The 9,259-nt window shown below is 33.4% G+C and carries 10 protein-coding genes; 2 read left to right on the top strand and 8 right to left on the bottom strand.

Going from position 1 to position 9,259, the window contains the following annotated elements:
• Positions 1 to 104 precede the first annotated feature (104 nt).
• Positions 105 to 1,031 (top strand): malate dehydrogenase, encoded by a 927-nt coding sequence (locus Q0A18_RS15125; RefSeq protein WP_292010994.1) that lies wholly within the window; start codon positions 105 to 107, stop codon positions 1,029 to 1,031.
• Between the two features lie 49 nt (positions 1,032 to 1,080).
• Here the strand turns inward: Q0A18_RS15125 and Q0A18_RS15120 are convergent, their stop codons facing one another.
• The 6 genes from Q0A18_RS15120 to Q0A18_RS15095 form a co-directional block, all read right to left on the bottom strand.
• Positions 1,081 to 1,653, bottom strand: a complete 573-nt coding sequence (locus Q0A18_RS15120; RefSeq protein WP_292010993.1) for a hypothetical protein — start codon at positions 1,651 to 1,653, stop codon at positions 1,081 to 1,083.
• Between the two features lie 112 nt (positions 1,654 to 1,765).
• Positions 1,766 to 2,512 carry a DUF6882 domain-containing protein gene (locus tag Q0A18_RS15115; protein ID WP_292010992.1) on the bottom strand — a complete coding sequence of 249 codons (747 nt, stop codon included), beginning with the start codon at positions 2,510 to 2,512 and terminating at the stop codon, positions 1,766 to 1,768.
• Positions 2,513 to 2,515: 3 nt separating this feature from the next.
• Positions 2,516 to 3,163, bottom strand: a complete 648-nt coding sequence (locus tag Q0A18_RS15110; RefSeq protein ID WP_292010991.1) for a suppressor of fused domain protein — start codon at positions 3,161 to 3,163, stop codon at positions 2,516 to 2,518.
• Between the two features lie 22 nt (positions 3,164 to 3,185).
• On the bottom strand, positions 3,186 to 3,449 hold the full coding sequence (locus tag Q0A18_RS15105; RefSeq protein ID WP_292010990.1) for a hypothetical protein: 264 nt from the start codon (positions 3,447 to 3,449) through the stop codon (positions 3,186 to 3,188).
• Positions 3,450 to 3,462: 13 nt separating this feature from the next.
• Positions 3,463 to 4,032: a hypothetical protein gene (locus Q0A18_RS15100; RefSeq protein WP_292010989.1), complete on the bottom strand. Its 570-nt coding sequence runs from the start codon at positions 4,030 to 4,032 to the stop codon at positions 3,463 to 3,465.
• Positions 4,033 to 4,325: 293 nt separating this feature from the next.
• Positions 4,326 to 4,541 (bottom strand): hypothetical protein, encoded by a 216-nt coding sequence (locus tag Q0A18_RS15095; protein WP_292010988.1) that lies wholly within the window; start codon positions 4,539 to 4,541, stop codon positions 4,326 to 4,328.
• Between the two features lie 201 nt (positions 4,542 to 4,742).
• Between Q0A18_RS15095 and pafA the strand changes: the two genes are divergently transcribed.
• Positions 4,743 to 6,389 (top strand): alkaline phosphatase PafA, encoded by a 1,647-nt coding sequence (pafA, locus tag Q0A18_RS15090; RefSeq protein ID WP_292010987.1) that lies wholly within the window; start codon positions 4,743 to 4,745, stop codon positions 6,387 to 6,389.
• 56 nt (positions 6,390 to 6,445) lie between these two features.
• Here pafA and Q0A18_RS15085 read toward each other — a convergent pair whose 3' ends face one another.
• A complete protein-coding gene (locus tag Q0A18_RS15085; RefSeq protein ID WP_292010986.1) occupies positions 6,446 to 7,576 on the bottom strand; it encodes a hypothetical protein in 1,131 nt (376 codons plus the stop codon).
• On the bottom strand, positions 7,573 to 9,141 hold the full coding sequence (locus Q0A18_RS15080) for a response regulator transcription factor (protein WP_292010985.1): 1,569 nt from the start codon (positions 9,139 to 9,141) through the stop codon (positions 7,573 to 7,575). Before Q0A18_RS15080 ends, Q0A18_RS15085 begins: the two co-directional genes overlap by 4 nt.
• Between the last annotated feature and the right edge of the window lie 118 nt (positions 9,142 to 9,259).

Genomic DNA, 9,259 nt, shown 5'->3' with positions numbered 1-9,259 from the left:
TTTCTAAAAATTGGTTGATTTTTCAGGAATTTAGTAAATTTGGGAACCAGAGTTTAAACTGAATATTAAAAACATTCGATTAAAATAATTTAAAAAAAGTAAATATGAAAGTAACTGTAGTAGGAGCAGGTGCGGTAGGAGCAAGTTGTGCAGAGTATATCGCTATGAAAAACTTTTGTTCAGAAGTAGTTTTAGTGGATATTAAAGAAGGTTTTGCGGAAGGTAAGGCCATGGATTTGATGCAAACCGCATCTTTAAATGGTTTTGATACCAAAATTACGGGGACAACCGGAGATTATAGCAAAACAGCGGGTTCTCATGTAGCGGTAATCACTTCAGGTATTCCGAGAAAACCCGGAATGACAAGAGAAGAATTGATCGGTATCAACGCAGGAATTGTAAAAGATGTTACAGAAAACTTAGTAAAACATTCTCCAAACGTAATTATCATTGTTGTATCTAATCCTATGGATACAATGGCTTATCTGGTACACAAAACATCCGGTCTTCCGAAAAACAGAATTATCGGAATGGGTGGAGCTTTGGATTCTGCAAGATTTAAATACAGATTAGCTGAAGCTTTGGAAGCTCCTATTTCTGATGTTGACGGTATGGTAATCGCTGCTCACAGTGATACTGGTATGCTTCCTTTATTAAGCAAAGCTACAAGAAACGGAGTTCCTGTAACTGAATTCTTGAATGAAGAAAAACAAAACTATGTAATTGAAGAAACTAAAGTAGGAGGAGCTACTCTTACTAAATTATTAGGAACTTCTGCATGGTATGCCCCGGGAGCTGCAGTTTCTGTTATGGTTCAGGCTATCGCTTGCGATCAGAAAAAAATGATCCCTTGTTCTTTAATGCTTGATGGAGAATACGGAGAAAGTGACATCTGTTTAGGTGTTCCGGCTATCATCGGAGCTAACGGAGTAGAAAAAATTGTTACTATTCCTTTAACTGATGCAGAAAAAGCTAAATTTGCTGAAGCTGCTAAAGCAGTAAGAGATGTAAACGGAGATTTGAAGTTTTAATTAACTCAAACTTTATATAAAATAGAACGCACCTCAAAAGGTGCGTTTTTTATTGTTGGATTTTCGTGGTAAAATCGGATGGTGATAATTTCGAAGGAATTTGAAAGACTAATATAACAGCCCATAGCTGTAGGAAGATTTGAATAAGATTGATAATCCCTACCACTGTATTATATTTTAGTTCATATAACATAGCTGGAATTCCGAAGGCTCCCATAATTAATAAAATGAGAAGGACATATTTCGTCCATTCAGCTCCTTTACTAATTGCATATCCTAACCCAAAAATAATTCCCAAAACTACTATGGCTATGAATATAGATAATCCGGAATCAAATTTTTCAAAAGTCCAGATCATACTGCCAATTCCAAATGCGCCGGAAAGATAAATAAGATTAGCCGCTTTTATATGATTAGGGTGGATAGAGGGAGAATGTACCTGATTTTCCGCTATTAAAGCATTGTATCGTTCTTGTTCTTCCGGCGTAAGTGTTCTTCCTCTTGACTGTAATATTTCAAAAGCATAAATAACCGCCATAGAAACAAACCTGCTGTCAGACTGTATGTATTTTTCCAGTTCCTCACTGGATAATTTTTCCAGAATATTTTTATTAACACTCATTCCGTTAGATTGCATTGTCATTACAAATATAAAAGACTTGTGTTTATTTTTTATTATTAAAAGTAATTGATTATATCACAAAAGTTCTTTTTGCAATTTCTTCCTGCTGCTTTTAATGCTGATTAAAATTTTTTAATTCGAAATAACAATCTTCGCAAATCAGTTTTATATTGGCGAAATTTTCAGATTCATCATTCCATCCTTTATGCTGTACTCTTACTTTTTCACATTCATCACACCAGGCCTGAAAATTATCATCCTCATCTAAATCCATTCCCGGAAACGTATCAAAAGCTTCTTCGAAACCTTTTGGGTGATCAAGATTTAAATGCTGACAAACAAAGGCAGATCTTGCAAGTTGATGTTTTTTACATTCTACGGTCTTCTGTTTTAATTTTTTGATTTCAGGTGAATTATCCTCTACGATCTCTGTCAGAAGCATATAAGTTTCCAGATGCCCGGAAACTACTTTATAAGCACCGATTCCTTTCAGTAGATATTGAGCAATGGCAACAAATTCCCAGCCATCATATTCATCAGCAGGACTAGTTCCCGTATAAAGCTTTTCGTAATGCTTTTCGATTCCGAAATCTTTTATTTTCAAAGTTTCATTTTTATTCTTCTCAAGAGAGGATTCATTGAACCAGCTCCACATCCACGTATGGGTTTGAAAAGAATAAGTTCCTACCGGTATGTGTTTAAAATAAATTTGTTTTTCGGTGTTGTATAATCTTAACAGGGAAGATTCACTGTCATAAAACCAATTGGTATAAGATTGAATGTGATACTGATCTTCAAGTGTGTTTTGAAGTGTGACAAGCTGGTTAAACTGTTCTTCACAAAATTCTGTATATTCCATATACTATTTTCTGTCTAAATTGGTGATTAATAATTCATTTTCCTGTTTCAGACTTACAATAAATGCCTGGGTATTTTTCAGTGTAGGATTCTCCTTTAAAGATTCATATTCTGCCGATGTTAAACCTACAATCTGTAGAAATTGAACTTCTCCGTGAGGGGTACTTATTGTACCTAATTCAGGATCAGTAATAAAGGAAAGTGCTGTGATGTCTGTATCATAATCCAGGCGTATAGGTCCATTAGCGGGAAATAAGTGATATTCTTCAAACCAGTTACCTGACTTGAAAACATATTTGGCTATATTTTGAAGTAAGTTACATGCCCAGTGAATATTATCTTCTTCTGAATTTTTTTTCAATCTGAATGTCAGTTCAAATCCGAATTTACTGAATTCGTTATCTAAGCTTTCTTCGTTGTAATATAATTCTGACAAGCCATAGGTTACAAAATGAAAATGATCCTGCTGCTTTTTACTTTCATAAACACTGATCCCGTCCAGTGGTTCTTCACCTCCCAGTATGTAGCGAAGTTGTAGAATATAATGTTTAGGTTCCTGTTCCGGATATACAGTTTCAAGCTGAGTATCTATAAATTCCCAGCCTACAGCATCATCTTCTGTAAATTGTTTCTTGTATTCTTCTAAATTCATCCTGTTGTGTATTTGTTGGTTATTACTCTTTATCTTCTTTAAATTCTGAAATCATCAGTTGATGATAAGTTTCTATATTGTTTTTTTCTTCCGGACTCCAGACTTCCAGTTCTAGGGTTAACTTTCGGGCTTCGGCAAGAGACACTTGCTGATTATGCTGAATAAAGTAAATGCAGCCTAGAAATGAAACTTTTTTGTTTTTCAGTTCTATGATTTTATTACAAAGTTCCTGATTGTTTTGAGCTTTGAATTGTAGAGCTTCGAGCTTTATATCGTCGAGTGTCATTTTAATTTTTTATTTACTGGCATTCTTCCAGATCGCCCATTAATCCTTTTATTTTAAAGTTTTCAAAGAAATGAATGTATTCATTTCTGCTTTTGAAACGGGCTTCAGAGTTTGATTCATAATATTCAATGGTTTTAAGAATCTTTTTGTTCAGTTTTTTATTTTTGGTGGCAGACTGTAAATATTCTTTGATCCGTTCTTTATCCAAACCGAATACAAGTTCAATATCCAGAAGTACCTGAGCATCCGTTCCTGTTCCGAACTTAGCTTCATACAGGTCATAAATATCTTCCCAATCCATATGTTTATACAGCATAAATGCACAAAGATCAATTGTATATATGGGAATACTTACTTCAAAGCCTTTCTGTTCTTCTTTTAATAACCATTTAACAAGAGACTTATGTTCCGGGCCATAATCTTTATACAATTCAAGGATGAGGTCTTTTCTTTTTGGATAGTTCAGATCATTGATTTCATAATAATCTGTCTTACCATTATGTATGAAACGGAATTCTTCCAGCAGTTTATCATTAGGTGGAGCTGTATACTGATCAATGGTTTTTCTTAATGTCTGGTCCATAAGTCATTAATTTAAAATATAAAATGGGGAAGGTAAAAAGAAGAAAGGATTGATTGTTTTTGTCATTGATCATATTTTTTAGTTCAAATATTCTGTCAATCCCTCTCAGACATTTTGATTATGACAAAGTTATAAATTTAACCAATATCAAATGTGTAATGGTAATAAAAAAGAGCGGATCAATTTACTTTTACAGTTTTTATTTTTGAATTATATACTACAAATATGATTACTTTAAGTCTTCTAAAGTTGTATTAACTTAAACTTAAACGATGAAAAAAAATAGGATTGAACTAATTAAAATAAGAGGTAAGAATGATCTTAGTTCGGTAAATACCACCATTAATTTGTAGCTTTTCCAGCTTTTTTATTAATTCTTTTGGTATGTTTACATAAGCTTTCCCTTCGAGCTTGGCAGGTTTATCAACAAATCCACCAGAAAATTTGAAAAACTGAAAGTGATATAGGTTTTCCTGAAATTTAAAATACCAATATATTCCTAATATCATATGATCTGACTCAGCTCAATTTAATATTTACAGGAATGTATATCATTAGTTTTTAGATATCCTTAATTAATAATGTATGAGTATTAAGTTATTAAAAGTATAATAATAAATACAACATAACATATACATTTCAAATTTAATTAAAATTCATATTCTAAAATCCATAAAACCTGTAAATTTGTAACCAATAAAAATGTCATCATGCTTAGGAATATTTCATTTGTGGCACTTACTTTCGTGTCCGTAATTACAATCAATGCCCAGAAGAACAAAAACACACAATTAGAGAGACCGAAATTGGTAGTAGGACTGGTAGTAGATCAGATGCGCTGGGATTACCTTTACCGTTATTACAATAAATTTGGGAATGATGGATTTAAAAGATTACTGAATACAGGATATTCCCTTAACAATGTTCATATCAACTATGTACCTACAGTAACCGCTCTAGGGCATACCAGTATTTATACAGGGTCGGTTCCGGCTATTCATGGGATTGCAGGAAATGACTGGACAGATAAAGAGACAGGTAAAAACGTATATTGCACGACAGATGAAAACGTTCAGCCTGTAGGAACTACGAATAAAAAGGTAGGAAGTCATTCTCCAAAAAACCTCTGGTCTACAACGGTAACGGATGAATTGAGACTGGCCACCAATTTTCAGGGAAAAGTAATCGGGGTTTCCCTGAAAGACAGAGCTTCTATACTTCCTGCAGGACATACACCGAACGGAGCTTTCTGGTTTGATGATTCTACAGGGAATTTCATTACCAGCACGTGGTATATGAATGATCTTCCGCAATGGGTGAAAAATTTCAATTCTCAGAATTTACCGGATAAGCTGGTAGCTAATGGATGGAATACTTTACTTCCGATCAATCAGTACACAGAAAGTTCACCGGACAATTCTTCATGGGAAGGACTTTTAGGAAGTGCTAAAACACCTACTTTTCCTTATAATAATTTAGCTGCTGATTATAACAGCAGAAAAGATAATATCCGATATACTCCTTTTGGAAATACACTGACTTTAAAGTTAGCTGAAGCTTCTGTAGAAGGTGAAAAGCTGGGTGGGGATAATATCACGGATTTTTTAGCGGTCAATTTAGCATCTACAGATTATGCTGGACATAAATTCGGACCTAACTCTATAGAAGTGGAAGATGTTTATTTAAGATTGGATAAAGATCTCGCAGAATTCTTCAATTATCTGGATTCTAAAGTTGGAAAAGGACAATATACGGTTTTCCTTTCTGCAGATCATGGAGGAGCACATTCTGTAGGATTTTTAAAAGAACATAAAATAACGACAGGATTTTTTGGAGAAGGAATGGAGCAGGCTATAGGTCAAAAGCTGAAAGAAAAATTTGGTGTGGATAAACTGATCAACGGAGTAGATAATTATCAGGTTTATTTTGATAGAAAATTATTGAAAGAACATAATCTTGACCTGGAAGATGTAGTAGAGTTTACAGCTCGTGAGCTCGAAAAAGATCCTACAGTACTTTATGCTGTACCGGTAACAAAAGTGCAGGAGGCTACAATTCCTGAACCTATCAAACAAAGAATTATCAATGGAATTAACAGACAGAGAAGCGGTGATATCCAGTTGATTTCTCATGATTCTATGCTGCCTCCTTATGCAAAAACGGGGACTACCCATAGCGTATGGAATTCTTATGATTCCCATGTTCCGTTATTATTTATGGGCTGGGGTATCAATCAGGGAGAAAGTAATAAGCCATATAATATGACGGATATTGCACCTACTGTTTCAGCTTTATTGAAAATACAGTTCCCGAGCGGAAGTATTGGAAATCCAATAGATGAGGCGATTGCAAAATAAGCTGAGTTGATTATAGACAAGAATATAAGCATTCCTGAAAAGGGATGCTTTTTATTTTAAGGATTAGTGAGCTGTTGGATATGATGCTGATATTTTCTGTTCTGTCTTTTCATGCGGAGAATAAAAACGGAAAGTAAAAATATAATAAATATACCGACACTTACAGCTATAATGGTGTAAAAGGTATATCTTTCTTTGATTTCCCTGCTTTTATTGTACGTTTCCCGGTTATGGTTATTAATAGAATGATTGATCGAATTTAGCTCATTTTGCTCCCTTTTAAACCGCATTTCAATATTCTTTTTACTGTAGAACTGATATAAATCCGGATGGTTCGTGGAGAGATAATTATCTGCCATTTCTTTATAAATACCTTCATTTAAGATGAGGTCACCTGTGTTTTTAGAAAGGTTTTCAGCTTTCATAAGAAGTTGAAGTGCTTTCTGATTTTCCCGTTTCTGCTTATAAATCTCGGATAAACCTTTCAAAGCAAAAGCTTCTAAGCTTTTAGCCTTATTTTTTTCAGCATAATAAACAGCTTTCATAAAAGAAAGCCGTGCTTTATCTATCTTTTCAAGATTGAGATAGCAGTATCCTATATTATAATATACTACACTCATATTAGCATAGGTACTTTTTTTAACTTTTACTTTTTCAAAATTTTTAATAGAAGTCAGGAATTTTTCAAGAGCTATTTCAGAATTGGACTGGCTTTTATAAATCATCCCGCGGATAGCATAGCTGCGGGCCGTTTCAATATGTCTTTCAGGACTGTCTTCAGGAAGCTTTTTAAGAGATTCATCAGCTTCGTTAAGTATCTCAAAGCTTTTACTGAATAATTCCATTTGCTGATATTGTATGGCAATAGAAATGAGAACACTTGTCTGTAGTTTTATGTCATTCGTTTTTTGTGAAAGCTCTTTGGCTTTCAGAATATATTGTAATGAAGCATCAAAATTTCGTTTAGCAATATGAGCTGTGGATAAAAGAAGATAAAGGCTGATTGTTTTATTAATGTCATTTTGCTTTTTCAATAGGTTTTTAGCAATTGCAATAGAATGATCCGGATTATCATAAATATCTGTTCTGGCTTTTTTGATAAGAGAATCATCAGCTTCCTTCTGTCCGGCAAAAGATAAACTGGAAAGTAATCCCAGAACGAAGAAGAACTTAAAGACTGTTTTCATGACTTTCTGTTATTAGTGATTTTCTGAATATAAATGTTAGGTGACATTCCGGTTATTGATTTGAATACATTGGTAAAAGCGCTATGGGATGAAAAACCACATACTTCTGCCAGATAACTTACCTTGTAATTTAGATAAACAGGATTGGTTTTCAGAAGCTGTGCGATATAGTTGATTCTTAATTCATTAATATAAGTATTGAAATTTTTTCCTTTATGTGTATTAATGACTTCTGAAAGATATTTGGTATTAATCCCCATTTGAGCGGATAAAAGAGAAAGTGACATGTTTTTACTTAAATATCGGTCTGATAATTCCAATTCTTTAAGTTTTTCAAGAATTTCAGTTTCTTTTTCCTTTGAAATTTTATTGACATCCTTATCTGTATTTGTGTTCACAGTCTGTAGGTCCGGAATAGCAATTTCCTGTTCCCTGTTTTTCTGATTAATGAAGAATTCCATTTGTTTTTTCAGATCTCTGTTTCTGTTTATTTCAAGTGAAAAATAAATTGATAATCCTAAGATCACAATTCCGAAAATAGAGAAAATTGTAAAAAAACGCTGTCTTTGATTTCTGTTTTGAATTTCAATATTGTTGTTCTGATAGGTTTCCACCAGCTTTACAATATACCGGATTCCTTCTTTTTTACTTGTGTCCAGCTGAGGTTTCAGATCATTATGAAGCTTATTATAGTAATGATACTTTTCATCATGATGCAATGCAAAATAATTTTTGGCTAATGATTCATAGTATTTTGTTTTCATTCCGGAATAAGGCAGAGATTCTATTTTTTGAAGTCCATTTTCCAATATTTCTGTAGAAACCTTATAATTGAATTGTAAGAAATAGTAACGGGCTAAAGTTTCATAGGCAAAAGCCATAAGGAAGTTGTATTCCGCCCTGTTTTCAAGCTTAGTTAGAAGATTTTCAAGTAAGATTTTAGCTTTTTCCTTCTGGCCTGTTCTCATTAAAAAAGAAGAACGGAAAATACTATTCTCAATCCCGATAATTTTATTTTCTTCATTATGACTATCCAGAAGCTGATCACTTTTACTGAGGTTAGCTATTGCTAAGTTGTAATTTCTGGTGATTCCTGCGTCGATAGCCTGCAGTTGGTATAATTTTGCTAGAGTTACTTTTATTTTCGGCGAAGCTCCTTTTAAAGATTGATTTTGGATTAACCTTGCAGTTATTTTTTTAGATTGGCCGTATAGTCCTAAATTCTGATACTGATCCGCAAGACTGTAATCTGTAAACATCTGCAAAAAGGGTGAAAAACCTTCATTATAGATGAAATCATCTTTCTGCACAGACATATTGACGGATTGTACATAATCTCCTTTTAATGCATAAGCCTGTGAAATGATATTTCTTAAAATAATTTTATGTTCAATATCCTGCTCACTTATAAGGAGGCTTTGTGAATAGCTGATACATTCATTAGGATTCTGATAAAGTTTCTGGAATGCCTTATCCGCCAGAATAGTAAAGTCCGGTCCAGACTGTCCTTTTATAATTAAAGAATAACAGATAAAAACGAAAAAATAAAGAGAGTTTTTCGGCATGGGGAACATTTTGTATAAGGTTCAGCTGCTTTTCATAACAATGTGTTTTTTCTATAGAGTTTTTTATGTATTTGATTATCAGTATTTAATTTTTGTAGTGGTTTTAAATTTCATGAAT

Source organism: Chryseobacterium sp. (assembly GCF_022712095.1).
Classification (GTDB): domain Bacteria; phylum Bacteroidota; class Bacteroidia; order Flavobacteriales; family Weeksellaceae; genus Chryseobacterium.
The sequence above is the reverse complement of the archived record's forward strand: the minus strand, read 5'-3'. Positions and strand labels throughout refer to the sequence as shown.

Coding starts and splice junctions, on each gene's coding strand:
- Q0A18_RS15125 (WP_292010994.1), top strand. CDS start 105: ATGAAAGTAACTGTAGTAGGAGCAGGTGCGGTAGGAGCAAGTTGTGCA.
- Q0A18_RS15120 (WP_292010993.1), bottom strand. CDS start 1,653: ATGAGTGTTAATAAAAATATTCTGGAAAAATTATCCAGTGAGGAACTG.
- Q0A18_RS15115 (WP_292010992.1), bottom strand. CDS start 2,512: ATGGAATATACAGAATTTTGTGAAGAACAGTTTAACCAGCTTGTCACA.
- Q0A18_RS15110 (WP_292010991.1), bottom strand. CDS start 3,163: ATGAATTTAGAAGAATACAAGAAACAATTTACAGAAGATGATGCTGTA.
- Q0A18_RS15105 (WP_292010990.1), bottom strand. CDS start 3,449: ATGACACTCGACGATATAAAGCTCGAAGCTCTACAATTCAAAGCTCAA.
- Q0A18_RS15100 (WP_292010989.1), bottom strand. CDS start 4,032: ATGGACCAGACATTAAGAAAAACCATTGATCAGTATACAGCTCCACCT.
- Q0A18_RS15095 (WP_292010988.1), bottom strand. CDS start 4,541: ATGATATTAGGAATATATTGGTATTTTAAATTTCAGGAAAACCTATAT.
- pafA (WP_292010987.1), top strand. CDS start 4,743: ATGCTTAGGAATATTTCATTTGTGGCACTTACTTTCGTGTCCGTAATT.
- Q0A18_RS15085 (WP_292010986.1), bottom strand. CDS start 7,576: ATGAAAACAGTCTTTAAGTTCTTCTTCGTTCTGGGATTACTTTCCAGT.
- Q0A18_RS15080 (WP_292010985.1), bottom strand. CDS start 9,141: ATGCCGAAAAACTCTCTTTATTTTTTCGTTTTTATCTGTTATTCTTTA.